Genomic DNA, 26,301 nt, shown 5'->3' on the forward strand with positions numbered 1-26,301 from the left:
CCTCAAACGCGGCGCGTGGTAACTGTCTTACTACTCGGCCGGGGTACCGTCGTCCGGTTGGGCCGCGGGGGGAACGCCGCAGTCGGATCGTTCAATGTCGCCCGGGCGGAGGGGATCGTATGGGAACGCCACTCGACTCGCGCGAGGCGCAGGTCGCCGAGGTGTTGGAGCGGCTCTACGAGGAGTACCCCGACTCGACCATCTCGCTCAACTACTCGAACCGGCTGGAGCTGCTGATCGCGGTGATCCTCTCGGCGCAGTGTACGGACGAGCGCGTGAACGCGGTGTGCGCCGACCTGTTCGAGACGTACGAGACGCCCGAAGACTACGCGAACGCGCCCCAAGAGGAGTTGGCGGAGGCGATCAACTCGATCACCTACTACAACAACAAGGCGAAGTACATCCGCTCGGCGTGTGCGGACATCGCCGAGGAGCACGACGGCGAGGTGCCGGACACGATGTCGGAGCTGACGGACTTGGCGGGCGTCGGCCGCAAGACCGCCAACGTCGTACTCCAGCACGGCCACGACGTGGTCGAGGGGATCGTCGTCGACACCCACGTCCAGCGGCTCACGCGCCGGCTCGGGATTACGGAGGAAGAGCGCCCGGAGGCGATCGAGCAGGACCTGTTGGAGATCGTCCCCGAGAGCGACTGGCAGCAGTTCACGCACCTCATGATCGACCACGGCCGCGCGACGTGCACCGCGATCAACCCCGACTGCGCCGACTGCGCGCTCGCCGACGTCTGCCCCTCCGAGAAGGGCGACTCGGAGGTCGACCTCGCGAGCGGCGAGGCGTGGTAGGCGACGCGTGGGAGCCGGAGCGAACCGATAGTGTTCGGGTAGTAGTATATAAAGACCCGGCAGATGCGGGGAACCCGCCGAATTCGTCCCGCCGAGGGGGAACTCGCTTCTCGATTTATACGGGAATCCGGCGTATCCGTAGGTGAGGAGAGACACAATGTCCACCAAAACCACAAACGAGTTCGGCGGAGAGTTCGGCGGCGTCACGCTGTTAGGGAAGGCGCACTCGCTGTCGGCGCTGTTCATCGTCCTGCTCCGGGCGACCATCGGCGGGATGATCCTGTTCGCGGGCCTCGGCAAGGTCTCCGAGTGGCCGTTCGACGCGGCCGGCTACCTCGCGAACATCGGCTCGGCGAGTCCGGTCAGCGGGATCTACGCCGCCATGGCGTCGAACGCGGCGCTGATGGAGATCGTCAACGTCGTCGTCCCGGTCACGCAAGTGCTCATCGGCGTCGCGCTCATCGCCGGCGCGTTCGTCCGGCTGGCCGCGCTCGGCGGTGCCGTGCAGATGATGCTGTTCTACCTCGGCGGCTGGAGCGGCGAGGCGCTCGCACTGTTCGAGTCGACGCTGATCTACGCGGTCGTGTTCCTCACGGTCGCCGCGTTCGGTGCGGGCCGCGTCCTCGGCCTCGACGCCTACATCGAGCAGATCGAGGTCGGCGGGCAGGCGCTCGTCGAGAAGTTCCCGAAGCTCCGGTACGTCCTCGGCTGAACGGGGACGGTCACCGCTGCGAGGTGGATCGGAGTGACGGCGCGCGACCCGCGCCGCCGACTCGTTTTCGATATCGGCGTCCGGTGCGACCGGACCCGCGTTTCGCGTTCGAGCTATCGACGGATGCGACCGTGACGCGGAGGCTTACTCCTCGGTAATGCGGACCGTCAACACCGGGACCGGTGACTGCCGGACGACCCGCTCTGCGATGGAGCCGATCAGGTAGTGGTCGATCCCCGTTCTGCCGTGTGTCCCCATCACGATGAGGTCGACGTCGGCCGCGTCGGCGTAGTCGAGGAGTTCGGCGTGGGGGACGCCCGACTCGACGTGACGCTCGACCGCGACCTCGCCCGGGATCGCGTCGGCGGCGTCGCCGACGGCCCGCTCGGCGCGTTCGCGCTCGGCGTCCTCCCAGGTCTCGGTTCCCAGCCCCATGTTCGGGCCTTCGAATCGGTTGCGCGTGTCGACGACCGACAGCGCGTGGACCGTCGCGTCGTACTGCCGGGCGAGCGAGCCGACGTGCTCGGCGACCGTCGACATCCCGTCGCTTCCGTCGGTCGGTAGGAGTAGGTGATCGTACATGTGTGGGTGTTGTGTGTCCGCCCGTATCAGATCCCGGCTCCGCCGGCCATCAGGAACAGCGCGAGCGAGATGGCGGCGAAGAGGCCGGCGACGCCCTTCTGGATGGTTCCGGTGTCGAGCGCGTTCGAGACGTACGGAGCGATCTGTCCGCCCGTGACCGTCGCGGGGACCGTGAACACGACCATGTTCCACGGCGTCGAGGCGAGGCTCAGCGAGTGGACTCCGCCGACGCCGAACGCGCCGAGTATCGATCCGCCGAAGACGTGGACGAGCGAGGCGAGGATCGCCGTCGTCGCGACGATGATGTGGTTGGTCCCGATGGCGACTCGGGTGGGGACCCCGGTCCGGAGCTGGGAGATGATCCCGAGTTCGCCGCTCCCGAAGCCGGCCAGCCCCTGGAAGGTCCCGCCGACGCTGTAGTTGGCGAACCGTTCGAGGTATCCCGACCAGGAGTACTCGTACGTGTCGCCCTCGCGGTCGACTCGGGTGACTTCGCCCTCGTCCGTCGCGTTGACGCCCGCGGGACCGAGCTTCTCGTCGTCGTCGGGGAGCTCCGCCGGCGCGCCGCCGTCGGCCGCGACGGCGTCGTCGCTCTCGTCCGGCTCACCGTGGCCGATGTCGGCGTTGAGCATCAGGTAGCCGGCGACGAGCAGCGCCGCGCCGAGCGCCGCGTGGAACAGCGGCTCGGGGATGAAAAAGGACAGCAGCGCCCCGGCGATGACGAACGGGACGCTCCCGACGACGATCGTCAGCGCCAGCCGCCGGTCGACCAGCCCGTACTGGATGAACGCGATCGACGAGGCCGAGAGGCCGAACGACTCGCTGATCAGCCCCACCTTTACGAGCGTCTCCGGCGTGAGCGTCTCCCCCGCCAGCAGCGGGAAGACGAAGATCAGAAACGGTACGAACAGCGCCGAACCGCTGATTCCGACCGTGTTGACAGTCGTCGCCCCGAGCAGGAAGAAGGGGAACAGCCACCAGTACTCCAGCCAGTAGTCCGCCCCGCTACCTCCCCCGGTCGGCGCGGCGAACAGCACCAGCGCCACGAACACCGCCGGCGCCGCGAAGACGAATATGTGCTGATACTTCAGGAACGACTTCTGGAGCCGTTGGGATCGAGTTGCGCTCATCGGTAACAGTGTATCAAGTTATCGCCGTGCGATCGACGGTGAGCGGTTGGATCCCGCCAGTAACCGACGGGCGAGTCGATCTCCGAACGAACCCTCCCGTCCGGTGTGGAGTCCCCGAGAATCCGTCGCGGTGCCGGTTCAATCGTGGGAACACGTGTGACCCGCTTATCAGGAATTCGTATATAAAATATCTCCGTTTCGGAGAATTTATAATCAAAAATACAAATACAGCGGAGAGTCCCAGGCGTTTCTCCCGGGGTCTTCCTTTCCGCGACGCGCGTCAACCCTTGCGGGGGCGTCGGGGCCGGTTCCTGAGTTGCCGGGTACTCGAACGGCCGGTACCCGCCGCTCCGTTTCGGGTTCCAATCCATATAAGACCGCGCGGGCGGAACGGAGGCGTAATGGAACTCGGTTCGCGGGACGCGTTCTCCCGGATGGGGACGCTCGGCATCGAGGAGGAGTTCTACATCGTCGATGCCGACGGCTACCCCACGTCCGGGACCGACGACCTCGTGTACGGCCGCGACCCGCCAGCGGCGGTGCCGGAGGGGTTCGACCACGAGCTGTTCGAGTGTACGATAGAGGCCCAGACCGAGACGATCGAGGACCCGGCGAACGCGGCGGACGCGCTCGCGACGGTCCGCGAGGCGCTCGTCGATCACGCCGCCGCGGACGGGTATCGGATCGCGGCCGCGGGCCTCCACCCGGCGGCGAAGTGGCGCGAGCTCGACCACGTCCAGAAGCCGCGGTATCAGGCGCAGCTGGACCGCATCCAGTACCCCCAACACCGGAACACGACCGCGGGGCTCCACGTCCACGTCGGCGTCGACGACGCGGACAAGGCGGTGTGGGTCGCGAACCGGCTGCGGTGGCACTCCCCGGTGCTGCTCGCCCTGTCCGCGAACTCCCCGTTCTGGAACGGCTTCGACACCGGGCTCGCCTCCGCCCGGGCGAAGGTGTTCGAGAACCTCCCGAACACCGGGATCCCCTCGGCGTTCGACGACTTCGACGCGTTCCGGCGGTACGAGCGCCGGATGGTCGAGACCGACTCCATCGCGGACCGCGGCGAGCTGTGGTTCGACGTGCGCCCCCACACCGGCCACGGCACGGTGGAGGTGCGCGCGCCCGACGCGCAGCGCGACCCCGAGGTCACGCTCGCGCTCGCCGAGTACGTCCGCGCGCTGGTCGTCGACTACGCCGAGCGGTACGCGGACGGCGAGTCGCTCCCGACCCTGCGCCGGGAACTCCTTGACGAGAACAAGTGGCGCGCGATCCGGCACGGCCACGACGCCGCGTTCATCGACCGCGACGGCGAGGGGACGACCGCGCTGGGCGAGGTCGTCGACGCCGAGTGCGACCGGCTCGGAGTCGACGGCATCCGCGAGGTGTACGAGGCCGAGAGCGGCGCCGCGCGTCAGCGCCGGATCCGCGACGAGGAGGGCGCCGACGCGCTGCGTTCGGACCTCCTCGTGAGCCCCTAACCCCGGAATCGAACGCCTCGGGGGCGCTCCCGGAAGTTCCGTCGGAACGAAAGCGACGAGAAACGCTTTTGGCCGCGTAGCCCCCAGTTTCCGGCATGACCACGGACGATTCACCGACCGAGCCGGGAGACGACCCGGAGGAGTCGCCGACGGACCGGACCCGCGAGGAGCTTCGGAAGACGAAAGAGCGGCTCGGCGAGGGCGCCGACAGGGCGGTGAAGGGGTTCGACGACAACGTCGTCGACCTGCTCGCGTGGCTGCTCGACACCGAGACCCGCGCGCGCATCTACGTCTACCTCCGCGACAACCCCCACAGCACGAGCGACGAGGTCGCGGACGGAACGGGCCTGTACCCCAGCACCGTCCGCGAGGCGCTCGCCGAGCTCCACGACGAGGGCACCGTCGAGCGCAGCAAACGGAAGGCGGAGGGCGCGGGCAACAACCCCTACGAGTACGAGGCCATCGCGCCGAGCGAACTGGTCCGCACCGTCGTCGGCGACGTCCAGGCGGAGCTGAACGCCGTCTTCAACCTCGACCGCCGGCTCGGCGGCGAGTCGCCCGACGGCGACACCGAGCCGGTCCAGATCTCCGTCGACGGCGAGGACGGCGAGAGCGGTGACGGCGAGGGCGGCGACGACGAGGCGTCGGACGGAGATGAAGGCGGGAGCGACGAGGACACCGACGGCGACGACGCGGACGACGAGCGGGCGAACTGAGCCGACCGGCACCGACTTCCCCTCGTCCGACCGCGGTTCGGGACGTTTTAAGTTCGACCCGCGCAACGGAGAGGCATGAACGTCGCGCTGGGGGGTACGTTCGATCCCGTTCACGACGGCCACCGCAAGCTGTTCGAACGGGCGTTCGAGCTGGGTGACGTCACGGTCGGGCTCACCTCCGACGATTTGGCGCCGCAGACCCGACACGTCGAGCGGTACGTCCGCCCCTACGACCGGCGCGAGCGCGACTTGGAGGAAGAGTTGGCCCCGCGGGCTGAGGCGCACGGACGCGAGTACGAGATCCGCGAGCTGACGGAGCCGACCGGTATCGCGGTCGAACCGGAGTTCGACGCGCTGATCGTCTCTCCCGAGACGAAGGCTGGCGGCGAGCGGATCAACGAGATCCGCACCGAGCGCGGCCGCGACCCGCTCGACCTGATCGTCGTCGACCACGTTGCCGCCGAGGACGGCGAGCGCATCTCCTCGACGCGGATCGTCGCGGGCGAGATCGACGAACACGGCAACCTCACCCCCGACCGCGAGGGGCGGGGCGCGACGCGACCGGAATGACGGGCGGCGACGCGACGAAGGCGGCGGGCGCGATGGACGGCGACGCGAGCGGAGACGACGCGGCCGAGTCCCGGCGCGCGGCGCTCCGACAGATAGCTCTCGGTGAGTCCGGCTTCGAGCGGGCGACGGTGTGGAGCGCGGTCGGCTTCGCGCTGTCGTACGTCGCCTTCGACGCGACGGCCGCGGTCGGCGTCGGGAGCGCGGAGACCACCGGCGCCCTCGCCGCGGTGACGGCGATCGGCGCGATCGCCTTCGCAGCGACCGGGGGCGGCGTGTTCCCGACGATACTGCTCGCCTACGGACCGTTCGCGGGGACGCTGCTCCGGGGGATCGGACCGGAGCCGTACGTCCTCCCGTTCGCCGCTGGCGCCCCGGCCGCGGCCGCGTTCACCGCTCCGCTTGCCCTCGCCGGCGCGGTCGCGGTCGCGGTGGGCGCCGCGTCGGCGGTCGTCGGCTTCCTCCTCTCCCGGATCGCCGCGTCCCGGTAGCGCCGCGCCGCGATCCGACCTGCCTCAGTCCTCCAGCGTCCCGTTTAGCACCTTCGCGGCGACGAGTATCGGGTCCCACACCGGACTGAACGGCGGGGCGTACGCGAGGTCCAAGCGCTCGACCTCGGGGACGGTCATGTCCGCCTCGATCGCGGTCGCGAGGGTGTCGATCCGGATCGCCGCGCGGTCGGTGCCGACGATGCTCCCGCCGAGCAGGCGCCCGGTGTCGCGGTCGGCGACGAGCGTCACGTCCGTCTCGGCCGCACCGGGGTAGTAGCCGGAGCGCGAGCCGGCAGTCACCGTCTCGCTGACCGGGTCGAAGCCGGCCGCCTCGGCCTTCACCGGGTCGAGTAGCCCGACGCGGGCGGCCTCGGCGTCGAAGGCCTTCACCGCCGCGGTGCCGGCGATGTCGCCGACCGGCGTCGGGTCGCCGGCGACCGTCGCGCCGATGGCCCGCCCGGCGCGGTTCGCGGTGAGGCCGAGCGGGAGCCAGTCGGGCTCGCCGGTCACCGCGTGGCGCGCGGTCGCGCAGTCGCCCGCGGCGTACACGTCCGGCAGGCTGGTGCGGCCGCGGTCGTCGACGCGGATCGCGTCGCCCGGCCCGAGGTCGACGCCGGTGCCCTCCAGCAGGTCGGTGTTCGGCCGGATCCCGACGCCGACGACCGCCATGTCGACGGGGACGCTCTCGGTCGCCGCGCCGTCGCTCCCGCCCCCGACCTCGACCGCCTCGATCCGGTCGTCGCCGACGAGCGCCTCGACCGGTGCGTCCGTGTGAACCGTGACGCCCTCGGCTTCAAGCGCCTCTTCGACGCGGTTCCCAACCGTCTCCCCGAACGGTGAGAGGAGGTGCCCGGACCGGTGGAACACGTGGACGTCCAGTCCGCGCTCGGTCAGCGCCTCTGCGACCTCGACGCCGACGTACCCCCCGCCGACGACCGCGGCGGTCTCGGGGGCCGGCATCGCCGCGTTGCGCTCGACGCGCTCGCGGTCGACCGCGCTCACGTCGGCGCGTTCGGGGTCGTAGGCGTCCGGCTCGGCGACGTACGCGTCGATGGCGGCCGCCGCGTCCATGTTATGTAGCGTGAACGCGCCGTCGACGCCGCGCACGTCGAAGGAGCCGGTGGTCGCGCGGGCGCCGGTCGCGACGAGCAGGTCGTCGTACGCCTGCTCGAAGCGGTCGCCCTCGACCGTCTCGACGGTGACGCGCTTCGCGTCGGGGTCGACGGCGACGACCTCCGACTCGCGTCGGAGGTCGATCCCGCGCTCGTCGACCTCGCTCGGCGACAGCGAGAGGAGGTTCGACATGCGGTCGACGTAACCCGCGATGAAGTAGGGCATCCCGCAGTAGGCGTACGAGATCCAGCGGCCCTTCTCGAAGACGACGACCTCTCGGTCGGGCGCCTCGCGCCGGAACTTGCTGGCCGCGCTCAACCCCGCCGCGTCGGCACCGACGACCACGAACGGATCGCTCATGGCTGGACATCGACTGGCCGGGTGAAAAAGTCACGCCGTGGGTGCGGGGCGGGCGCGCGGCCGTCAACCGCGACGGCGACCGGCGTTGACAGTCGACTGCCACCGGCGTTGACAGTCGACCGCGACCGGCTTCGGTCGCGCTCAGTCCTCGTCCGCGAGCCGCGAGAGCGTCTCGCGGGCGTTCGCGACCGCCTTCTCCTTTTTCGCCGGGTACGCCTCCACCTTCGTGCGGACGGTGACCCCCGGGCCGAGCCGGACCTCGTCGCGGAACGCCGCCTGCTTGTCGAGGCGGAGGAACAGCGCGCAGTTGTCGTCGACGCGCTCGTCGAGCTCGTCAAGGACGCGGTCGAGGTCCTCCAGCTCGGAGAGCCGGTCGAGCACGTGTCGCATCTCGTCGGCGCGCTCGACGCGCGCCGAGAGGACGACGATCCGGTCCCCGTGATGGCCCACGTTCTCGACGCGGTCGAGCTCGACGTCCTCGGGTAACAGAGAGTACAGCGCCTGCTCGACGCGTTTCACGTCCTCCGTGGCGTACGAGAACGCGCGGAGGTCGACGTAGTGGAAGGGGACTTTCGGCATGCGGTACGGGTGGGGGCGGCGTTACTCCTCGCTCTCGACGGCGTCGAGCGCGTCCTCGGGGACGCCCGTCTCCTGGCCGTCCTCGAAGCTGACCGTGTACGTCGCGTCGCCGAACATCGTCTCCATCACCTGCGTAATCTTCCCCGTCTCGCCGTCGTACTCGCTGTGTTTGTCGTGGAGCACGACCTCGTCTTCCTTCTCGAAGCTCATGGCGTTCCGTTCCGGTGGGACGGTTAAAAGCGCGCGGATCCGGAGCGAGACGCGGAGGTCGAGCCGGCGGAGGCCGCGGGGCGGCGACCCCCATCGCCTCACGTCACCGCGAGCAGCGCCGCGCCGAACGCGACCATCAGCGCGATCCCCACCGCGAGCCAGACGACGGCGCTGTCGACGGCCATCGCGACGCCGACCGCGACGCCGACCGCGACCAGCCCGAAGACCGCGCCCGCGACCCCGCCGCGCTGTACCAGGCGGTCGAGCGCGTTCACCGCGCGCTGTCGGGCCGGCGGCTCCGGCGTGCGCTCCGGGGGCGCGGAGAGCTCCTCGTCGACGGCGACCGCCTCTTCGGGGGTCTCCGGCGACGGGTCGACCCGAACGTCGACGTACGTCGTGTTCGACCCGTAGCCGGTGACGATCTTCAGTTTGCCGCGAACGGCCTCGTCGACGTCGGCCGTCGAGACGTGGACGTGGCGGGTGGCCTCGTCGGCGACGAAGTGGTTGCCCTCGTCGAGCGCGGCCACCCGGTCGAGGTCGTCGTCGAAGTGGAGGTGGACGTGCGTCGAGCGCCCGCTGTTTTCGAGCACGACCGGGAACGGCCCGTCAGTGACGAACGAGTCCGGGGCGTCGATGTCGTGGACCGTCTCCCCGTTCAGTTCGACGTCGAGTGTCGGCACGGGTGGGACCACGACCCCGTACTAAAAAAAGATTCACACGAGCAACGAGTTTCCGGGTCGGTCGAGTCAACGCCGCGGTACGCCCGATCCGGGAGCCTACGCCGCGGCCTCTTCGCGCATGTCCGGCGGCAGGAGGTTCGGGATTCCGTCCTCGATCGGGTACGTCTCGCCGCACTCCGTGCAGGTGAGCGTCCCGGCGAGGACCTCCTCGTCGTCCGCCTCGTCGACGTCGAGTTCGAGGGCCGCCTTGTCGAGCGGACAGCAGATCACGTCCATCAGGGATTCCTTCATACCGCTCGGTTGGGTGGGACCGATAAAAAAGCGTGCGGGTCACGGCCGGTCCGGGGACATCGGCGCGTCGAGGGCGGCCGGAACCGGCCGCCGCGAGCGACCCGGATAACAACCTCTTTGCCGCCGCGCGCCCCCCTCTGTGACATGGGCATCCCGGCGGAGCGGATCGAGCGGCTGTTCGTCCTCGCCCGCGAGGCGGTCGTCGACGACGAGTACGACCGCGCCCGCGGGTACGTCGCCCGCGCCCGCCGGATCGCCGAGCGAAACCGCTGCGGGATCCCGTCGGAGCTCTCCCGGCGCGCCTGCGACGACTGCGCCGTCTACCTCCGGCCCGGGAAGACGAGCCGCGTCCGAACGCGACCCGGACGCGTGGTCGTCCGGTGTCTGGAGTGCGGGGCGACGGCGCGGTACCCCTACGGGGAATAAGCGGAAAGAAGACGCTACGACTACTCTGCGCGCTCGCGCAGCCGTTCGAGCACCGAGACCGTCCCGTCCATGAATCCGTCCTCCACCACCTCGTCGGCGGCCTCGCGGGCGGCGGCGTCCGCGTTGGCGACCGCGTATGACTCGCCGGCGACCTCGAACGTGGAGACGTCGTTCTCGCTGTCGCCGATCGCGACGAACTCGTCGGCCGCGAGGCCGAGCGCGTCGGCGACGACGCGGAGCGCGCGTCCCTTGCTCACGCCCGTCGACTTGACGTGGTAGGCGTAGCCGGTGTCCACGACCTCCACGTCGTCGACGGCGGCGGCGACCTCGCGGAGGAGCGCCTCGTCCGCGTCGGTCGAGAGCGCGACCTCCGTCTCGCGCCAGCGGTTCACGGTGTCGCCGTCGCCCCACCCGATCTCCCCGCCGCGCTCGCGGAACGCCTCGACGACAGCCCAGGCTGCGTCCGGGTCGCCGACGACCGTCGTCTCGCCGTCGGCGTACGCGACGCCGCCGTTCTCCGCGATCACCGTCTCCTCGCGGCCGAGGAAGTGCGCGAGCGCGACCGGGTACGGGAACGCCTTCCCGGTCGCGAAGGCTATCGGGGCGTCCCACTCGGGCAGCAGCTCGAAGACCCGCGGGTCGATCCGGTGGTCCGGCGTCGTGAGGGTGCCATCGATGTCGAGCGCGAGGGGCGGAACCATACCCGCGAGTCGGCGGCTCGGAGACAACTGTCTTCCGTTCGATCGGCTCTGGTACGTCGAGGGAGCGGAGCGACCGGATGGTTGTTTATAAATAGTTCGTGACTTCGCGACGAACGCTGCTAAAGTCCCAGCCGCTTATTTATAAATAGTTGCTGGCAGATCGGCGGCAAACATCTCCAAAGCCCCAGCCGCTCGCTTATAAATAGTTGATTTGGGGTCTGCGATGAACACCGCCAAAGCCCCAGCCGCGAGGCGATACGTGACCAACTGTGGATCGACGTCGAACGCCCCCAAAGCCCCAGCCGTGAGGCGGGCGCACGCTCGCTGCGCTCCTCACTCGGTCGCTAGTGCTCCCTCGTTGCGGTGCTTACGTCGCCTGCGCCCGCCTCACGGCTGCCCCTTTGAGTCCCGCCCCACACAGCACCTCACACCTCCCCAGCCTCGCCGTTCGCTCCGGGCTCCCTTCGGTCGCCCGTCGCTCACGGCATCCCTCGCGCGTGCTCCTCGCGCCCGGTGGGCGCTCGGAGGCACGCGCCACCGCAGTCATTTATAAGTAACCTTCGGTGTCGCCTACACCTTTTAAAAAAACCGTATCGCTGCTGTTGATCCGGTTGGGTCGCCCCCTTTGGCCGCTATCCGGTCCGGACGCGCCGGTCGAACAGTTCGCGGAAGACGACCGTCGGGAACAGCGGCACGAGCCGGCTCGGGGGGCGCCCCTTGCCGTCGCTCTGATGGACGGTGACGCGTTCGAGCAGGCCGGCGTCGGCCAGCTCGTAGAGCACGCGCCGCACCGTCGACGCCGAGAGGTCGACGCCGGGGCGCTCCGCGATGGCCTCGGTCGCCACGCCGACCGTCGACCGCTCCTCCTCGGAGAGCCCGGCGAGCTCGTAGAGGAGCCGCTGGCGGCTCTCGGGGAGCGCGAGCACCCGCCCCAGCGCCACGCAGGGACGCGGGACGCCGTCGATGCCGGCGTCGACGTCGCCGGAGCGGACCGTCGACGCGCCCGCCCGCTCCGCGTTGACCGCCGCGCCCATCACGGCGGCGAGCGCGTCGTGGGCGTCGCCCGCGGCCCACTCGACGATCTCGCGGATCTGGTCGTGCGAGAGCGCATCGCGGCCGAGCCCGGTCGAGCACCGGCTCGTCAGCAGCTCGACGAGCACGTGCCGGCGGTACTTCGCGAACTCGACGGTGGTCTCCGGCTCCCAGTCGATCGCGTCCGGCGGGTCGCGGCCGATACAGGCCGGCGTGACCCGATCGCCCACGTCGTTCAGCCAGTCGATAAGCGTCGCCGCTGTCGGCGTCTCGGTCTCGTTCGTGTGGTCGGCTGCGACGACGAGCTCGGGGCCCGTGCGCATCGCGTCGCGCAGCGACTCGGCCAGCTCCTCGGTCCCGATCCCGTGGTCCGGGACGGGCTCGTCGCTCATCGCGGCCAACATTGCGTGATACAGTCGGAAGCGGGTCGACGCGTTCCGCGCGTCGACGTAAACGAACCCGGGGATCGTCGGCTCGACCGCCCGCGTCGTCGTCTGGATGGCGCGCCGCGGCCCGCTGTGGCTCGCCAGCCGGTCGAACAGCGCGGAGACGACCGCCGACTTCCCGCTCCCCTTCGGGCCGTACACGTAGGCGCTCGGCGGGAGCGACCCGGTGAAGGCGGGCTCGAACACGTCGAGGAGCCGCTCTATCGCCGGGCCGCGCCCGACCGGCGAGCCGACGTGGCTGACCGGCGAGACGGCTTCGAAGTCAGCGAGGACGCTCATGCCGGCGTCGTAGCCGAGCCGTCTTTCGATCCGGTCGTCGATGTTCACGGCCGACCCTCCGAGATAGTCGAACAAAACTGGCACGAAGCGGAGTCGGTGCGCGGTCGATCGCGGTCGCGAGCGGCGTCGGCGGCAGGGACGTCGAAAGCGTCGGGTGCGACGTGGCGGCCGCGAGCGACGTGGCGTCCGCGAGCGGCGTCGACGCCGACCGAGGGACGGCCGTCGCTCTCGAACCGAGCGCCTCGGCGTCCGCGTGTCCGGTCTGGTCTCATTGGTATTCGGCGGCTTGGTCAGAGGGTGTTTCGCGCGTGGAACCGTCCTCGGCCGCTACGAGGGAGTCGACGCCGCGTCGGCTCCCGCGAGCGGGCTCAGAGGTACCCGGCGTTCGGCAGGATGCCGAGGATGGCGAGAATGCCCACGACGAGCATCATGATCGCGATGGCCATCGCCGGCGGGTCCACGTGGGTCCCGGAGTGCGAGTAGAACATCCGCTGGGTGACTTCGCCGACGAGGCCGCTGAGGGCCCCGAGGACGCCGCCGGCGAGCAGCGCGACGACGGCGCCGCTCGTGCCGACCGACGCGAGCGGCGTCACCGCGCCGATGTCCCCGAACGCGCCGACGCCGAGAACGGCGCCGACGGAGCCGAGCAGGGTGATGTGGTGTGTCACCGGAATCTTCTCGACGCCGAGGTTCAGGAACAGCAGGCTGATCGCCGAGATACCGTAGCCGAGGAAGATGCTCCCCGTCTGTAGGTAGATGTACCCGCCGAGGATACCGCCGACGAGGCCGATAGTCGTGACTCCCGCCCACTTGTACTGGTGAGGGAGCCACGGCTCGGTCGCCGGGCGACCGGCGTGTTCCTCGGGGCCGCCGTCGGCCTGCGGGTGCATGTCGCCGCGCTCGAACGGTGACATGTCGAGGAGGCCGTCGCCCGCCGGCTTGCCGACGATCGGGTAGCCGAAGACGGGGCGGGCGAGGAACGCGGTCGCGAACACGGATACCGCGATGAAGTCGGTCGGCGGCATCATCCCGAGGACGTTGATGAAGAGGCCGTTGGCGATCCGGGTGAACAGCATCCCGATCACGCCGAAGATCGCTCCCACGGCCAGGATGTCCGGCTTCGTGCCGAACGCGTACGTGATGTCCTTCCCGAAGTGGTAGCCGCCGTCGGCGGGGTTCATGTCGGGGTACTTCTTGCCCGCGTACGCCGAGGCGGCCACGCCGCCCGCGAACGCGATGTGCGGGCCGGTGATCGCCCCGAACCCGATGACGCCGGTGATCCCGGCGGCGAGTTCGCCCGCGGGGATGCCCTCGATCGCACCGATCTGTCGTTGAAGGATGCCGATCCCCTCGCCGAGGAAGACGACGAACCCGGTGAAGATGAACGCCGGGAGCGCGCCGATCGCGGCCCCGAACGCGCCGCCCGCCAGCGCGGTGATGAGCAGCATGACGAACAGCTTGACCTCGATCCCGAGGACCGGGATCTGGAGCAGCAGTTCGTTCATCTACTCCTCCTCCTCGTCGATCGCCCAGTTCTTCGAGCGCTCGACCGCGTCGTCCCAGCGGCTGTACAGCTTGTCGACCTCCCCCTGCGACTTCTCGGGCGTGAACTCGCGGTCGATCTGCCAGTTATCGCGCAGCTCGTCGACGTTGTCCCAGTAGCCGACCGCGAGCCCGGCGGCGTACGCCGAGCCGAGCGCGGTCGTCTCGTCGACCTCCGGCCGGGCGATCTCCGTCTGGATGATGTCGGACTGGAGCTGGCAGAGGAAGTTGTTCTTCACCGCGCCGCCGTCGACGCGGAGGCTCGTCGTCTCCACGCCGGAGTCGGCCTCCATGGCCTCGGCGATGTCGCGGGTCTGGTAGGCGATCGACTCGAGCGTCGCCCGGACGATGTGCTCCTTGCTCGTCCCGCGGGTCATCCCGACGATGGTGCCGCGGGCGCGGCCGTCCCAGTGCGGGGCGCCGAGCCCCGTGAACGCCGGGACCATGTAAACGCCGTCGGTCGAGTCGACCGAGCGCGCCAGCTCCGCGGTCTGGGCCGCGTTGTTGATCAGGTCGACGTCCTCGAGCCACTCGATGGCGGCGCCGGTGATGAAGATGGAGCCCTCCAGCGCGTACTGGACGGGCTCGCCGGACATCTGGAACCCGATCGTCGTCAACAGTCCGTGGTCGGACTCGACGGCGTCGGTCCCCGTGTTCATCAGGTAGAACGAGCCGGTGCCGTAGGTGTTCTTCGCGTCGCCCTCGTCGAAGCAGGTCTGGCCGAACAGCGCGGCCTGCTGGTCGCCTAAGGCGCCCGCGACGGGGACTTCCTCGCCGAGGAAGCCGTCGGGGTCGGTGTGCCCGTAGTAGTCCTCGTCGGAGGAGGGGCGTACCTCGGGCACCATCTCCTTCGGCACGTCGAACTCGTCGAGCAGCTCGTCGTCCCACTCTAACTCCCGAATGTTGTACAGCATCGTCCGGGAGGCGTTGGTGACGTCAGTGATGTGGTTCCCCGTCAGGTTGTAGATGAGCCACGAGTCGATGGTGCCCATCACGAGCTCGCCGGCGCGGGCCCGGTCGCGCAGGTCGCCGCCGCGAGAACTCTGCATCTTGAGTGGCTCGGCGTTGTCGAGGATCCACTCCGTCTTGGTGGCGGAGAAGTACGCGTCGGCCTCGAGGCCGGTCTTCTCGCGGATCTCCTCGACTTTGTCCGCCTCCTGAAGCTCCTCGACGCGGTCGGTCGTCCGCCGGTCCTGCCACACGAGGGCGTTGTGGACCGGTCGGCCGGAGTCTTTGTCCCAGACGATCGTCGTCTCGCGCTGGTTGGTGATACCGATGGCGTCGAGCTGGTCGGCTTCGAGGCCCGCGTCAGCGAGGCCGTCGAGGACGACCTGCTGGGTGTTCTCCCAGATCTCCATCGGGTCGTGCTCGACCCAGCCCGGGTTCGGGTAGATCTGTTCGTGCTGTTCGTAGGCGTTCGCGACGACCTGGCCCTCGTGGTCGAACACCATGAATCGAGTTCCGGTCGTCCCCTGGTCTATCGCACCGACGTACTGTGTCATGTTGTGGATCCCTCCTGTGGCGCTGGTCCGCGCGCGGCGGTGGCCGGGTCGCCCTCGCCGTTGAGGGCGATCCCGGCGCCGCGTTCGCTGTCGCGTCGCGCGTCCGCTCGGTCAGACCCGTCCGGAGCCGACCCGAGGCGGCCGCGAGGCGTATCGACGCCGCCGCGACATATCTTCACGGAAGCTACCACGCCGGTCGTGAACATAATGTACTACCATAATAATCTTCCTGTTAAAATCCGGATGGCGGCGGGAGTGAAAAAGTACAGTATATAAACACACCGACGACGAGGACGAGTACGCTACTTGAATGACCCTGATAGTTATGGGTAGGACGCCTCGGGAGGTAAAGTAAAGTGGTCGTGGTCCAAGGGCCTCGCATGGACAGACAAGTGGACGTCGTCGTCGTCGGTGGGGGGTCGACGGGGTGCGGCGTCGTCAGGGACCTGGCGCGACGCGGGCTCGATACGGTCCTCGTCGAGAAGGGGAACCTGACGCACGGCACGACCGGACGGATGCACGGCCTCCTCCACAGCGGGGGCCGCTACGCGGTCTCCGACCGGAAGAGCGCGAAGGAGTGTATCGAGGAGAACATGGTCCTCCGCGACATCGCGACCCACTGCGTCGAAGAGACCGGCGGGCTGTTCGTCAAGCGACCGGAGGACGACGAGGAGTACTTCCAGGAGAAGCTGGAGGGGTGTAAGGCGTGCGACATCCCGGTCGAGGTGATCGACGGGGAGGAGGCGCGGCGCCGCGAGCCGTACCTCGCGCGCGACGTCGAGAAGGCGATCGCCTTACCGGACGGCGCGGTCGACCCCTTCCGCCTCTGCGTCTCCAACGCCGCCGACGCCCGCGAGCACGGCGCGCGGGTCGAGACCCACGCCCCGGTGACCGACGTGCTCGTCGAGGACGGCGAGGTCGTCGGCGTCGAGATCGAACACGAGACCGGACCGGGCAAGCGCGTCCACCGCGAGCCGGGGACGACCGAGGAGATCCGCGCGCGCCACGTCGTCAACGCGACCGGCGCGTGGGCGGGCAACGTCGGGGAGATGGCCGGCGTCGACGTGGAGGTCCGCCCCTCGAAGGGCGTGATGACGGTGATGAACACCCGGCAGGTCGACACCGTGATCAACCGGTGCCGGCCGAAGGGCGACGCCGACATCATCGTCCCCCACGAGACCGCCTGTATCCTCGGCACGACTGACGAGGAGGTCGACGACCCCGAGGACTACCCCGAGGAGGACTGGGAGGTCGACCTGATGATCGAGACGCTCTCCGAGCTCGTGCCCGCGCTCGAAGACGCCCGGACGCTCCGCTCCTTCTGGGGCGTCCGCCCGCTGTACGAGCCCCCGGGAACGGGCACGGAGGACCCGACGGACATCACGCGCGACTACTTCCTCCTCGACCACGGCGACCGCGACGACCTCCCGGGGATGACGACCATCGTCGGCGGGAAGCTCACCACCTACCGGATGATGGCCGAGTCCATCTCCGACCACGTCTGCGAGACGCTCGACTACGAGGCGACCTGTGACACCGCCGACGCGCCGCTGCCGGGCTCGGAGAGCGAGGCGCGCATGGCGGAGCTGATGGACGAGTTCGGCCTCCGCTCGCCGGTCGCGCGGCGGTCGGGCCAGCGGCTCGGCTCCCGGGCCGACGACGTGCTCGACGAGTACGACCCGAACCCGATCGTCTGCAACTGCGAGAGCGTGACGCGCGCGGAGGTCCAGGACGCGATCGGCGACGCCGGCTCCGACCTCAACGCAGTCCGCCTGCGCACCCGCGCCTCGATGGGGAACTGCCAGGGCGGCTTCTGTACGCACCGGATCGCCGCGGAGCTCGCCGAGGAGTACCCCGAGCCCGTCGTCCGCGACGCCGAGGACGAGCTGTACCAGGAGCGCTGGAAGGGCCAGCGCCACGCGCTGTGGGGCGAGCAGCTCTCGCAGGCGATGCTGAACCACATGCTCCACGCGACGACGATGAACCGCGACGGCGACCCCGCGAACCTCGACGGCGAGGTCGACTTCGGCGCGTTCGACGCGGGCGCCGACGATGGTGCGGCCGACGCCGACGGGGCCGGATCGGCCGGAACTGCGGCGACCGACGGCGGCCGCGCAAACGACGACGCGGCCGCCGATGGTGACCGCGCAAACGACGACGCGGCCACAGACGGGGGTCGCTGATGGCGATAACCAGCGACGTCCTCGTGGTCGGCGGCGGCCTCGCGGCGGTCACGGCTGCGGTGTCGGCGGCCCGCGAGGGCGCGGACGTGCGGCTCGTCTCCCACAAGGCCAGCACCTTGCGGCAGGCGTCCGGGCTGATCGACGCGCTCGGCTACGTCCCGGCGACCGAGCCCGCGAAGCCGCTGCGCGACGGGCCGCCGACCGCCGGCCGCGAGCTCGACCCCGACGAGTGGCCCGATCCGGAAGGACCGCTCGCGGACCCGTACGAGGCGATCGACCGGCTCCCCGAGAGCCACCCCTACCGGGTCGTCGGGGCGGACGCGCTCCGCGAGGGGCTCGACCTGTTCGACGACCTCGCGGGCGACGCCTACCGCGGGGGCCACACCGACAGCAACGCCCTCGTGCCGACGTTCGGCGGGGCGGTGAAGCCGACGGCGCGGTACCCCGCGGCCGCGGAGGCCGGACTCGCGAGCGACGACCGACCGATGCTCGTCGTCGGGTTCCGGTCGCTGACGGAGTACGACGCGCGCGCCTTCGCCGGCCGGCTGGAGGCCGCGGGCGTCCCGTTCGACGTCGCGGGCGCCGAGGTGGAGTTCGCGGAGGCGTTCCGGGCCGACGCGAAGATCACTCGGCTCGCGAAGGCGCTCGACCACGACGAGGAGATCGACGGCGTCCCCGCCCGCGAGGCGCTCGCGAAGGCGGTCTCGCCGCACCTTCACGATGTCGTCGACGGGGACGGCGGCGTCGACCGCGTCGAGCGCGTCGGCTTCCCGGCGTTCCTCGGCGACGACCGGGGCGAGGAGGTCCGCGCGGAGCTCGCCGACCGGCTCGGGGCCGACGTGTTCGAGGTCCCGATGGGACCGCCGAGCCTCCCGGGCCTCCGCTTAGAGGACCGGTTGTTCGACGCGCTCGACGCCGAGGGCGTCCGGTTCGAGACCGGAAACCCCGTGGTCGGCGTCGAGTCCGCGAGCGACGGTCGGGTCGAGGCAGTCGCGGTCGACCGGAAGGGTCGGACGGCGCCGTACGGCGCGGACGCGTTCGTGCTGGCGACCGGCGGCCTCGTCGGGAAGGGGCTCGACTCGGACCGCGAGGGGGTCCGCGAGCCGGTCTTCGACCTCCACGTCGAGCAGCCCGACGACCGGTACGAGTGGTTCGTCGACGACGCGTTCGGCGACCAGCCGTACGCGCGGTTCGGCGTCCGGCCCGACGAGCGGTGTCGGCCGACTGACGCCGACGGGGCGGTAGAGTACGAGAACGTGTTCGCGGCCGGCGGGGTCGTCGGCGGCGCGGACGCGGCGCGGGAGAAGTCCGCGAGCGGGGTGTCGCTCGCGACCGGCCTCGTGGCCGGGCGGCAGGCGGCGACGGAGGCGAACCAATGACACGACACACCGAGGACGACGGCGACGCGGGAGATTCGAACGGGACGAGCGAACCGAACGGCGGGCGCGAGCGCGGCGGCTGCGGGGACTGCGGCTGCGGTGAGCCGACTCCGGGCGTCCCGGAGGCCGGCCGCGACGAGCAGCCGTCGATATTCGTCCCCGACGAGGGGGAGGTGCCCGATTCCGAGGCGGCGAGCGCCGGCGACGTCGACCGCGCCGCCGACCGCGCGGCCACCGACGGCGGCGTCGAGAGCGCGTCGAGCGGGACCGATAGCGCGACCGGGGGGACCGACTCGACCGAACTCGACCCGGACGCGTACGACCCGGTCGACGTGTTCCCGGGCGGCGACCTCGACCTCCGGGAGGGGGCCGACTCCTGTTACAAGTGCACGAGCTGTGACACCTCCTGTCCGGTGGCGGAGGTCGACGACGAGTTCCCGGGGCCGAAGTTCCAGGGCCCGGAGCAGTGGCGGCTCAAGCGGAAGGACGACCACGACATCGACGAGTCGATCACCTCCTGTTCGAACTGTATGCGCTGTGACGACGCCTGCCCCTCCTCCGTGCCGCTCTCGCAGATGCACAACGAGGCGCGCGGGCAGTTCGTCGAGCGGCAGATGGAGAAGCTCTCCGTCGAGTACATTCGGAACCGGATCTTAGCCAACTACCGCACGTCGGCGAGCCTCGCGAGCAAGTTCCCGCGGACGGCGTCGTTCGCGATGAACTTCGGCCCCGCGCGGTGGGCGATGGAGAAGGTGATGGGGATCCCGAAGGAGCGCGACTTCCCCGAGTTCGCCACGGAGACGTTCCGCGAGTGGTGGAAGGCGCGCGGCGGCGCGCAGGTGGAGAACCCCGACAAGCGCGTGGCGTACTTCCACGGCTGCTACTCCAACTACAACACCCCCGAGGTCGGGAAAGCGATGGTCCGCGTCTACGAGCACTTCGGCTACGAGGTCATGGTGCCGCCCCAGAAGTGTTCGGGCACGCCGATGTTCGCGAACGGGATGCTGAAGGACGCCCGGCGTCACGCCGAGACCAACGTCGAGAACCTCGTCGAGGCCATCGGGGAGGGCGCCGACGTGATCGCCTCCTGTACCTCCTGTTCGATGTCGCTCCGGCAGGAGTACCCCGAGCTGTTCGACCTCCACGGGATCGAGGACGTCGCGGAACACACCTTCGAGGCGTTAGAGTACCTCCGGATCCACGAGGACTTAGAGGGCGAGCTCGACGCGGCCGGCGGGCTCGACGACGAGCGCGCGTTCGCGTACCACGCGCCGTGTCACGCGCGCAATCAGGGACTCTCTCGGCAGGCGGTCGAGACGTTCCGCGACGTCGACGGCGTGAACATGGAGGACGTCGGCGACTCCTGTTCGGGCATTTCCGGCACGTACGGCTGGAAGGAAGAGAAGTACGAGAAGTCGATGGAGATCGGCGCGGAGATGTTCGAGCACATGGAGGACGCCGAGGGCGAGGTCGGCATGACGGAGTGTCCGACCTGCGCGATGCAGATGGAACACGGCACCGGCTACGAGATCGAACACCCCCTCCAGCTGCTGGAGGACACGCTCGGCGCGTAGGCGGCACCGGTCCGTTGCCGGTGTCGTCGGACATGGTTCCGCCGGAGCCGCGGGCGCGCCCCGCGGCCGTGGTGTACCCGGTAGCCGGCGTTGGTCGTTCTCAGCGCCGATAACCGAGCGGGAATTCTTATCAACTGAACTCGCTGACTCCGGAGCACGTGACTCTCGAACAGTTTCTCGATCGCTTCGACGGACCCGAGCGCTCCGTGGTCATCGTCAACCGGACCGACCCGGACCCCGTCTTGAACATGCTCGTGGACACGTTCGGCGACGACGCAGTACGGGTGGTGGACGGTCGGGTGACCGACGCCTCAGGCGACCGACGCCTGACCGATGGGGCCGGAACAACAGGTCTCACCGCCCGAGAACTGGCGACGACCGGCGTGGTCGACGGGGAGGGAGAGCCGGTCCCGGCGCTCGACGTCGACGTGCTCCGGCGCCACGACGACGTCCCGTTCGACGGCGACGACCCCGACGAGATCGAGAACCTCGTCCTGCTCATGGAGGGCGACGAGGTGGTGGCCGGCTCGACGCTCGGGGAGCTCGGCGACGCGGTGCTGTTCGTCAACTCGGACCTGTACATCACCGGGAGCCGGTCGCTCGCCGACGTCGACCTCCCGTCGGTGATAAGCGGCCTCGACGACGCGACGTTCACCCTCCGCGGGTACCCCGAGTCGAACCGACAGAAGCTGCTCCTCATCACCATCTCGCGGTTCATCGAGCGGGCGGCGTGGACCGCCGGCGACGGCACCCTGCGCTCGTCATTCCAACGACTCTCGCGCATCGACGACGAGGTCGGCACGCGCGAGGTGTACGAGCGCGTCTCCGAGACCGGGGTCGACACGCACCTCTACGGCGTCCCGGACGAGCTCCCGGCGGATCTCGACGCGGTGATCCACGCCGGCGACGACCCCGACTTCACCGACAGCTGGTTCGTGGTGTACCGCCCCCCGGAGGGACCCCACCCTGCCGAGAGTGACCCGGAAAGCGACCTCGTTCGAGGCGTCGAAGGGGGCGTCGGCCTCCTCGCGGTCGAGACCGAGCCGCGCGTCTGGCGCGGCCTGTGGACGTTCGACGCGGACCGCGTCTCGCGGGTGAACCGGTACATCGAGCGGAACCTGTAGGCTCGTCGGGGATTTCCTCCCGGCGCTCGCCGTCCGTATCCAACCCGTGCGTTCATATTCTCGGAGCGGTGACGGGCGGCCATGTTCACGGAGCGGTCCGCGCTCGTCGACGACGCGCGCCCGATGCGCGGGTACGGCGTGGCGGTGACACCCGGCCGCGACGGGCCGCTCGTCTTCGTCGCCGGCTACGGCGAGCCGAACCGACTGTACGCCCGGGAGGGCGACCGCTTCTCGGACACCGCCTGTGGCATCGTCGCCGACGGGACGCGCCACGGGATGGGGGTGTGCGCGGCCGACCTCGACGCCGACGGCTGCGAGGAGGTGTACGTCCACAACTGCGCGCGCGGCGTCGACGGCGGCGACCCTGACCTCCTCTTGAGCCGCTTAGAGGCGGATCGGTACCGCTGGACCGACGTGTTCGCCCGCGAGGTGAACGCCGACCGCCTTGACGTCCGCGCGGGCCGGTCGGTCGCCGCGCTCGACCGGCTGGGGACCGGCCGGTACGGCGTCGCCGTCTCGGGGTACACCGCGCCGCTCGCGTTCTACGAGCTCGGCGACGACGGCGAGGTGACCGACATGGCCGAGGCGGTCGGCCTGGAGGTCGAGGGGGGTTGCCGGTCGCTGCTCGCGGTCCCGTACCGCTCCCGCGAGGGCGACCTGTTCGCGGGCGTCGAGGGGGGACCGAACCGGTTGTTCAGCAACCGCGACGGCCACTACGACCGCACGGACGGGGGGCCCGACCTCTCGGATCCCGGCGGCGACACGCGCGGCGCCGCGCTCGTCGACGAGGGCGGGACGTTCGCGCTCGCTGTCGGCAACGAGTCGGCGCCGAGCCGCCTCCTCCGCTGTTCGCCGGACGGCGGCTACGAGGACGTGGCCCCCGACCCGCTCCGCGACGTCGGGGCGGTCCGGACCGTCGTCGCCGCGGACTTCGATAACGACGGGCGAGAGGAACTCTTCTTCAACGTCTGCGGCGCCGAGAACCGGCTGTTCGAGCGCGTCGATCGGCCCGGAGAGCCGCCGGCGTGGGAGTCGGCGGACCTCGGCGCGGCCGCGGAGCCGGACGGGTTCGGCACCGGCGCGGTCGCGGCCGACCTCGACGGCGACGGCGCCGTAGAGTTCCTCGTCGTCCACGGCGAGGTCGCCGCGCAGCCGGTGACGGCGTACGGGGACCCGGACGCGCCGGACGCCGGGTGGCTTCGCGTGCGTCCGACGACGCGCCACGGCGCGCCGGCGCGCGGCGCCGTCGTCACCTTGGAGACCGCGGACGGGGTCCAGCGGCGGACGATCGACGCGGGCGGCGGCTGCCTCTGTCAGACCGAGCCGGTCGCGCACTTCGGGCTCGGGGGTGCGGAGCCGCTGCGCGTGGACGTGCGCTGGCCCGACGGCCGCGAGCGGACCGTCGTCGGCCCGAGCGCCGACCGGGAACTGACCGTCAAGCACCCGTCGCGGAAGGCGACCGACCGCGACGCGCGGACGCAGCGGTAGCGGCCGAGACGCACCGGGAGCGGGGGCTCCGGGGCGGTGACCGTCACCGGGCGAGGGGCCCCGAGTCGGCGGCGACCGCCGCGGCCAGAACTGCCGCCCTTCGCGGGTTCAAGTGTCCCCGGGCGTACGGGGAGGTATGGTGGATCCGACCTCGGAACTCGAGGAGGACGTCGACGAGGAGTCCGCACCGAGCTGCGCTGCGTGCGGCGAGCCGGCGCTGGGGACCGGACATCGAACGGTCACGTGGGTCGACGGCGACGACGCCGTCCACCGACACTTCTGTTCCGAGTCGTGCCGCGAGGACTGGGACGACGAGCGGCCGGCGGCGACCGAGTAGTCGGACGCGGCGCGCGAGCTCGACGCCCGACAATCCGATTCGACGCGACCACGGCGACGGCGGGAGGCTTTTTGCCCGCGGGGGTGGTACCGTTCGGTATGATATCGCTCGACGAGGCCGTGACGGCCCGACTGGAGTCACACGGGGAGCGCTTCGAGGTCCTGATCGACCCCGACGCCGCGCTCGCCATCAAGCGCGGGGAGTTCGAGGGGGACCTCGAGGAGGTCATCGCCGCCGAGGACGTCTTCGAGAACGCCTCACGGGGCGATCGCCCCGCGGAAGAGGACTTGGAGACCGTCTTCGGCACCACGGACGCGCTCGAAATCATTCCGGAGGTCGTCGATCGCGGGGAGATACAGATCACCGCCGAGCAGCGCGCGGAGATGCAAGAGCGGAAGCACAACCAGCTCGTGACCACCATCACGCGCAACGCCGTGAACCCGCAGATGGACGACTCGCCGCACCCGCCCGAGCGGATCGAGCGCGCCTTGGAGGAGGCCGGGTTCCAGATCGACCCGATGGAGCCGGTGGAAAACCAGGTCGACGACGCGCTCGACGCGCTCCGCCCCGTGATCCCGATCCGGTTCGAGGAGGTGACGATGGCGGTTCAGCTCCCGGCCGACTACGCGGGGTCCGGGCAGGCACAGATCCGCGAGTTCGGCGACCTCGAACGCGAGGAGTGGCAGAACGACGGCTCGTGGGTCGGTGTGTTAACGTTCCCGGCCGGGCTCCAGAACGACCTCTACGACCTCGTCAACGAGATCACGTCCGGGGAGGGGGACGCCCGCGTGATCAAGGACAAAGACGAGCTCCGGACCCGGTAACGCCGTCCGATCGTCCGCCGCCAAGCCGGCCGCGAGCCCGGCCGGAGTTTCACCGCCTCCGGGAGGTTGATACCGGCGGACCGCGGCTCGGATCGCATGCATCCACGCGCGGCGGAGTTCGAAGAGGAGGCGGCGGAACGCTACGGAGTCGACGTCGACGTGCTGGAGTTCGACGCGGGCACGGAGACGGCGGCGGCCGCGGCCGACGCCGTCGGCTGCGAGACCGGCGCCATCGCGTCGACCATCGTCGTCTCGCTCTCCGGCGGTGACCGGGACGGAGCGCTCGTCGCAGCGGTCACAAGCGGCGCGAACCGACTGGATCTGGACGCGATCGCCGATCACTTCGGTGCCGACACCGCCGAGATGGGCGATCCGAGCCGGATCCGCGAGGTCGTCGGCTGGAGCATCGGCGGCGTCCCGCCGATCGCTCACGACGCCGCGCTCCCGACCGTCTTCGACCCGACGCTCACCGAGTACGACACGGTTTACGGCGCGGCCGGGACGCCGAGCGCGGTGTTCGCGGTCGATCCCGAGACGCTCGCCGAGCTCGCGGACGCGACCGTCGTCGACCTCACGGAGTGACGATCAGCGACTCGCTTCGAGACGCACGCCCGGCGAGTTGTTAAGCGAAGGCGCTCTCTGGCGCTGTGTTATTAACACTGGCTTGTGAAATAATAACTTTTTTCTATTAATCCACGGTACGGATCGGTATGACTCACTCACGGCGGTCGTTGCTGCGGCGCGGCGCCGGGCTCGCGGTCGCGGGGACGGCGGCGTCGCTGGCGGGCTGTGCCGGCGCCGCGGACGGCGGGTCCGAGGGGTTCGACTCGGGGTACGCCGCCTTCTTCACCCTCAACGACTGGGCCAACGAGGTCGCGGACGACCTCGCGAGCTTCGAGGATCCGGTCGACGTGGGGCAGCTCGGGCACGGGTGGACGCCGGACGGGACCCTCGCGGCGGATGTCGCCGCGACGGACGCGTTCGTCTACCTCGACAGCCCGGAGTTCTCGTGGGCGCAGGACCTCGCGGAGACGCTGGAGAGCGACTACGACACGGTCGCGGTGATCGACGCGCTCGACGGCCTTGAAGACGAGCTCCTCGACTGGGACCACACGCACGGCGGAGAGAGCGGGACTCACGACGGGGGGGACGGAAGTCACGACGGCGAGGGCGAAAACCACGACGGAAGAGGCGAGACTCGGTACGACCCGCACGTCTGGGTCGACCCGGTCCTCGCGGGCGAGATGGTCGACACGATCTCGACCGGGCTCGGCGAGGCGGACCCGGACAACGCCGACGCGTACGCTGCGAACGCCGAGGCGTACGCGGAAGAGCTCGGCGCGGTCGACGACGCGTTCGAGTCGATCGCCGACGAGGCCGCGCGCGACGTGGCGGTGTTGGCGGGCCACAACTCCTTCCAGTACCTGGAGGCCCGCTACGGGTTCCGTCTCCGTTCGCCGGTCGGCGTCTCGCCGCAGAACGAGCCGACGCAGTCGGAGATCGCCGACACGATCGAACTCGTCGACAGCGAGGGGATCGACGTCGTGCTGTACGACCGCTTCCAGTCGCCCCGGCTCGCCGAGTCGATCGTCGAGAACAGCGACGCGACGGAGGCGGTCCCCGTCACGCCCGCCGGGGGGACGACTCGGGAGTGGAACGACGCCGGCTACGGCTACCTCGACCAGATGACCGAGGTCAACGTCCCCGCCTTCGAGCGGGCGTTCGGCGCGCAGTGAGCCGATCCGACCT

Annotated in this window: 28 protein-coding genes; 16 read left to right on the forward strand and 12 right to left on the reverse strand. The window is 70.1% G+C overall.

Translation table 11 applies throughout. The annotated features are described in order from the left end of the window. The first annotated feature begins 119 nt into the window (after positions 1 to 119). Positions 120 to 803: an endonuclease III gene (gene nth, locus B378_RS0105800; RefSeq protein ID WP_017342871.1), complete on the forward strand. Its 684-nt coding sequence runs from the start codon at positions 120 to 122 to the stop codon at positions 801 to 803. A 157-nt stretch (positions 804 to 960) separates the two neighbouring features. After that, positions 961 to 1,515 (forward strand): DoxX family protein, encoded by a 555-nt coding sequence (locus B378_RS0105805; protein WP_017342872.1) that lies wholly within the window; start codon positions 961 to 963, stop codon positions 1,513 to 1,515. Positions 1,516 to 1,659: 144 nt separating this feature from the next. Here the strand turns inward: B378_RS0105805 and B378_RS0105810 are convergent, their stop codons facing one another. Then, the gene (locus B378_RS0105810; RefSeq protein ID WP_017342873.1) at positions 1,660 to 2,097 is read right to left on the reverse strand and encodes a universal stress protein; all 438 of its coding nucleotides are present in this window, start codon (positions 2,095 to 2,097) and stop codon (positions 1,660 to 1,662) included. Positions 2,098 to 2,123: 26 nt separating this feature from the next. Then, complete coding sequence (locus tag B378_RS0105815; RefSeq protein ID WP_017342874.1) at positions 2,124 to 3,227, reverse strand: sulfite exporter TauE/SafE family protein; 1,104 nt, start codon at positions 3,225 to 3,227, stop codon at positions 2,124 to 2,126. A gap of 401 nt (positions 3,228 to 3,628) precedes the next feature. Here B378_RS0105815 and B378_RS0105820 point away from each other — a divergent pair, with 401 nt between their 5' ends. The 4 genes from B378_RS0105820 (at position 3,629) to B378_RS0105835 (ending at position 6,482) form a co-directional block, all read left to right on the forward strand. Then, positions 3,629 to 4,708, forward strand: coding sequence for a glutamate--cysteine ligase (locus B378_RS0105820; RefSeq protein WP_017342875.1), 1,080 nt, complete (start codon positions 3,629 to 3,631; stop codon positions 4,706 to 4,708). Positions 4,709 to 4,803: 95 nt separating this feature from the next. Beyond that, complete coding sequence (locus B378_RS0105825; protein WP_017342876.1) at positions 4,804 to 5,424, forward strand: winged helix-turn-helix domain-containing protein; 621 nt, start codon at positions 4,804 to 4,806, stop codon at positions 5,422 to 5,424. Positions 5,425 to 5,499: 75 nt separating this feature from the next. Next, a complete protein-coding gene (locus B378_RS0105830) occupies positions 5,500 to 5,994 on the forward strand; it encodes a phosphopantetheine adenylyltransferase (protein ID WP_017342877.1) in 495 nt (164 codons plus the stop codon). Positions 5,995 to 6,026: 32 nt separating this feature from the next. Continuing rightward, complete coding sequence (locus B378_RS0105835; protein WP_026046189.1) at positions 6,027 to 6,482, forward strand: hypothetical protein; 456 nt, start codon at positions 6,027 to 6,029, stop codon at positions 6,480 to 6,482. 24 nt (positions 6,483 to 6,506) lie between these two features. On the opposite strand, the gene B378_RS0105840 is transcribed toward B378_RS0105835, so the two are convergent. The 5 genes from B378_RS0105840 to B378_RS0105860 form a co-directional block, all read right to left on the reverse strand. Continuing rightward, a complete protein-coding gene (locus B378_RS0105840) occupies positions 6,507 to 7,955 on the reverse strand; it encodes an FAD-dependent oxidoreductase (RefSeq protein ID WP_017342879.1) in 1,449 nt (482 codons plus the stop codon). 141 nt (positions 7,956 to 8,096) lie between these two features. Continuing rightward, entirely contained in the window at positions 8,097 to 8,534 is a 438-nt protein-coding gene (locus B378_RS0105845) for an RNA-binding protein (RefSeq protein ID WP_017342880.1), read from the reverse strand. Between the two features lie 21 nt (positions 8,535 to 8,555). Continuing rightward, positions 8,556 to 8,744, reverse strand: a complete 189-nt coding sequence (locus tag B378_RS0105850; protein ID WP_017342881.1) for a hypothetical protein — start codon at positions 8,742 to 8,744, stop codon at positions 8,556 to 8,558. 98 nt (positions 8,745 to 8,842) lie between these two features. Further along, positions 8,843 to 9,424, reverse strand: a complete 582-nt coding sequence (locus tag B378_RS0105855; protein WP_017342882.1) for a hypothetical protein — start codon at positions 9,422 to 9,424, stop codon at positions 8,843 to 8,845. Positions 9,425 to 9,520: 96 nt separating this feature from the next. Then, entirely contained in the window at positions 9,521 to 9,715 is a 195-nt protein-coding gene (locus B378_RS0105860; protein ID WP_017342883.1) for a methytransferase partner Trm112, read from the reverse strand. A gap of 144 nt (positions 9,716 to 9,859) precedes the next feature. Between B378_RS0105860 and B378_RS0105865 the strand changes: the two genes are divergently transcribed. Beyond that, positions 9,860 to 10,141: a ribonuclease P protein component 4 gene (locus tag B378_RS0105865; protein WP_017342884.1), complete on the forward strand. Its 282-nt coding sequence runs from the start codon at positions 9,860 to 9,862 to the stop codon at positions 10,139 to 10,141. 20 nt (positions 10,142 to 10,161) lie between these two features. Here the strand turns inward: B378_RS0105865 and B378_RS0105870 are convergent, their stop codons facing one another. The 5 genes from B378_RS0105870 to glpK form a co-directional block, all read right to left on the reverse strand. Further along, the gene (locus tag B378_RS0105870) at positions 10,162 to 10,842 is read right to left on the reverse strand and encodes a phosphoglycolate phosphatase (protein WP_017342885.1); all 681 of its coding nucleotides are present in this window, start codon (positions 10,840 to 10,842) and stop codon (positions 10,162 to 10,164) included. A gap of 135 nt (positions 10,843 to 10,977) precedes the next feature. Further along, the gene (locus B378_RS17410) at positions 10,978 to 11,109 is read right to left on the reverse strand and encodes a hypothetical protein (RefSeq protein ID WP_256364742.1); all 132 of its coding nucleotides are present in this window, start codon (positions 11,107 to 11,109) and stop codon (positions 10,978 to 10,980) included. Between the two features lie 365 nt (positions 11,110 to 11,474). Continuing rightward, complete coding sequence (locus tag B378_RS0105875; RefSeq protein WP_017342886.1) at positions 11,475 to 12,647, reverse strand: Cdc6/Cdc18 family protein; 1,173 nt, start codon at positions 12,645 to 12,647, stop codon at positions 11,475 to 11,477. A gap of 320 nt (positions 12,648 to 12,967) precedes the next feature. Beyond that, positions 12,968 to 14,104, reverse strand: a complete 1,137-nt coding sequence (locus tag B378_RS0105880; protein WP_017342887.1) for a hypothetical protein — start codon at positions 14,102 to 14,104, stop codon at positions 12,968 to 12,970. Then, positions 14,105 to 15,643 (reverse strand): glycerol kinase GlpK, encoded by a 1,539-nt coding sequence (glpK, locus tag B378_RS0105885; protein ID WP_044965504.1) that lies wholly within the window; start codon positions 15,641 to 15,643, stop codon positions 14,105 to 14,107. 380 nt (positions 15,644 to 16,023) lie between these two features. Here glpK and glpA point away from each other — a divergent pair, with 380 nt between their 5' ends. The 9 genes from glpA to B378_RS0105930 all read left to right on the forward strand — a co-directional run bounded on the left by glpA (position 16,024) and on the right by B378_RS0105930 (position 26,288). Continuing rightward, positions 16,024 to 17,826, forward strand: a complete 1,803-nt coding sequence (glpA, locus tag B378_RS0105890; RefSeq protein ID WP_017342889.1) for an anaerobic glycerol-3-phosphate dehydrogenase subunit GlpA — start codon at positions 16,024 to 16,026, stop codon at positions 17,824 to 17,826. Continuing rightward, on the forward strand, positions 17,826 to 19,205 hold the full coding sequence (gene glpB / locus B378_RS0105895; protein WP_017342890.1) for a glycerol-3-phosphate dehydrogenase subunit GlpB: 1,380 nt from the start codon (positions 17,826 to 17,828) through the stop codon (positions 19,203 to 19,205). The genes glpA and glpB overlap by 1 nt, the downstream gene beginning before the upstream one ends. Beyond that, a complete protein-coding gene (locus B378_RS0105900; RefSeq protein ID WP_017342891.1) occupies positions 19,202 to 20,779 on the forward strand; it encodes an anaerobic glycerol-3-phosphate dehydrogenase subunit C in 1,578 nt (525 codons plus the stop codon). Before glpB ends, B378_RS0105900 begins: the two co-directional genes overlap by 4 nt. Positions 20,780 to 20,937: 158 nt before the next feature. Continuing rightward, positions 20,938 to 21,903: a hypothetical protein gene (locus B378_RS0105905; protein ID WP_017342892.1), complete on the forward strand. Its 966-nt coding sequence runs from the start codon at positions 20,938 to 20,940 to the stop codon at positions 21,901 to 21,903. Positions 21,904 to 21,984: 81 nt separating this feature from the next. After that, positions 21,985 to 23,391, forward strand: a complete 1,407-nt coding sequence (locus B378_RS0105910) for an ASPIC/UnbV domain-containing protein (RefSeq protein ID WP_017342893.1) — start codon at positions 21,985 to 21,987, stop codon at positions 23,389 to 23,391. A gap of 136 nt (positions 23,392 to 23,527) precedes the next feature. Next, on the forward strand, positions 23,528 to 23,728 hold the full coding sequence (locus B378_RS0105915; protein ID WP_017342894.1) for a hypothetical protein: 201 nt from the start codon (positions 23,528 to 23,530) through the stop codon (positions 23,726 to 23,728). 98 nt (positions 23,729 to 23,826) lie between these two features. Beyond that, positions 23,827 to 24,552: a ribosome assembly factor SBDS gene (locus B378_RS0105920; protein WP_017342895.1), complete on the forward strand. Its 726-nt coding sequence runs from the start codon at positions 23,827 to 23,829 to the stop codon at positions 24,550 to 24,552. A 96-nt stretch (positions 24,553 to 24,648) separates the two neighbouring features. Beyond that, positions 24,649 to 25,134 carry a YbaK/EbsC family protein gene (locus B378_RS0105925; protein ID WP_017342896.1) on the forward strand — a complete coding sequence of 162 codons (486 nt, stop codon included), beginning with the start codon at positions 24,649 to 24,651 and terminating at the stop codon, positions 25,132 to 25,134. A 128-nt stretch (positions 25,135 to 25,262) separates the two neighbouring features. Further along, positions 25,263 to 26,288 carry a metal ABC transporter solute-binding protein, Zn/Mn family gene (locus tag B378_RS0105930; RefSeq protein WP_017342897.1) on the forward strand — a complete coding sequence of 342 codons (1,026 nt, stop codon included), beginning with the start codon at positions 25,263 to 25,265 and terminating at the stop codon, positions 26,286 to 26,288. Positions 26,289 to 26,301 lie beyond the last annotated feature (13 nt).

Source organism: Halorubrum sp. T3, from assembly GCF_000296615.1.
GTDB classification, from domain to species: domain Archaea; phylum Halobacteriota; class Halobacteria; order Halobacteriales; family Haloferacaceae; genus Halorubrum; species Halorubrum ruber.

Excerpts from the sequence above, each read along its gene's own strand:
- nth (WP_017342871.1), top strand. The coding sequence starts at position 120 with ATGGGAACGCCACTCGACTCGCGCGAGGCGCAGGTCGCCGAGGTGTTG.
- B378_RS0105805 (WP_017342872.1), top strand. The coding sequence starts at position 961 with ATGTCCACCAAAACCACAAACGAGTTCGGCGGAGAGTTCGGCGGCGTC.
- B378_RS0105810 (WP_017342873.1), bottom strand. The coding sequence starts at position 2,097 with ATGTACGATCACCTACTCCTACCGACCGACGGAAGCGACGGGATGTCG.
- B378_RS0105815 (WP_017342874.1), bottom strand. The coding sequence starts at position 3,227 with ATGAGCGCAACTCGATCCCAACGGCTCCAGAAGTCGTTCCTGAAGTAT.
- B378_RS0105820 (WP_017342875.1), top strand. The coding sequence starts at position 3,629 with ATGGAACTCGGTTCGCGGGACGCGTTCTCCCGGATGGGGACGCTCGGC.
- B378_RS0105825 (WP_017342876.1), top strand. The coding sequence starts at position 4,804 with ATGACCACGGACGATTCACCGACCGAGCCGGGAGACGACCCGGAGGAG.
- B378_RS0105830 (WP_017342877.1), top strand. The coding sequence starts at position 5,500 with ATGAACGTCGCGCTGGGGGGTACGTTCGATCCCGTTCACGACGGCCAC.
- B378_RS0105835 (WP_026046189.1), top strand. The coding sequence starts at position 6,027 with ATGGACGGCGACGCGAGCGGAGACGACGCGGCCGAGTCCCGGCGCGCG.
- B378_RS0105840 (WP_017342879.1), bottom strand. The coding sequence starts at position 7,955 with ATGAGCGATCCGTTCGTGGTCGTCGGTGCCGACGCGGCGGGGTTGAGC.
- B378_RS0105845 (WP_017342880.1), bottom strand. The coding sequence starts at position 8,534 with ATGCCGAAAGTCCCCTTCCACTACGTCGACCTCCGCGCGTTCTCGTAC.
- B378_RS0105850 (WP_017342881.1), bottom strand. The coding sequence starts at position 8,744 with ATGAGCTTCGAGAAGGAAGACGAGGTCGTGCTCCACGACAAACACAGC.
- B378_RS0105860 (WP_017342883.1), bottom strand. The coding sequence starts at position 9,715 with ATGAAGGAATCCCTGATGGACGTGATCTGCTGTCCGCTCGACAAGGCG.
- B378_RS0105865 (WP_017342884.1), top strand. The coding sequence starts at position 9,860 with ATGGGCATCCCGGCGGAGCGGATCGAGCGGCTGTTCGTCCTCGCCCGC.
- B378_RS0105870 (WP_017342885.1), bottom strand. The coding sequence starts at position 10,842 with ATGGTTCCGCCCCTCGCGCTCGACATCGATGGCACCCTCACGACGCCG.
- B378_RS0105880 (WP_017342887.1), bottom strand. The coding sequence starts at position 14,104 with ATGAACGAACTGCTGCTCCAGATCCCGGTCCTCGGGATCGAGGTCAAG.
- glpK (WP_044965504.1), bottom strand. The coding sequence starts at position 15,643 with ATGACACAGTACGTCGGTGCGATAGACCAGGGGACGACCGGAACTCGA.
- glpA (WP_017342889.1), top strand. The coding sequence starts at position 16,024 with ATGGACAGACAAGTGGACGTCGTCGTCGTCGGTGGGGGGTCGACGGGG.
- glpB (WP_017342890.1), top strand. The coding sequence starts at position 17,826 with ATGGCGATAACCAGCGACGTCCTCGTGGTCGGCGGCGGCCTCGCGGCG.
- B378_RS0105900 (WP_017342891.1), top strand. The coding sequence starts at position 19,202 with ATGACACGACACACCGAGGACGACGGCGACGCGGGAGATTCGAACGGG.
- B378_RS0105910 (WP_017342893.1), top strand. The coding sequence starts at position 21,985 with ATGTTCACGGAGCGGTCCGCGCTCGTCGACGACGCGCGCCCGATGCGC.
- B378_RS0105915 (WP_017342894.1), top strand. The coding sequence starts at position 23,528 with ATGGTGGATCCGACCTCGGAACTCGAGGAGGACGTCGACGAGGAGTCC.
- B378_RS0105920 (WP_017342895.1), top strand. The coding sequence starts at position 23,827 with ATGATATCGCTCGACGAGGCCGTGACGGCCCGACTGGAGTCACACGGG.
- B378_RS0105925 (WP_017342896.1), top strand. The coding sequence starts at position 24,649 with ATGCATCCACGCGCGGCGGAGTTCGAAGAGGAGGCGGCGGAACGCTAC.
- B378_RS0105930 (WP_017342897.1), top strand. The coding sequence starts at position 25,263 with ATGACTCACTCACGGCGGTCGTTGCTGCGGCGCGGCGCCGGGCTCGCG.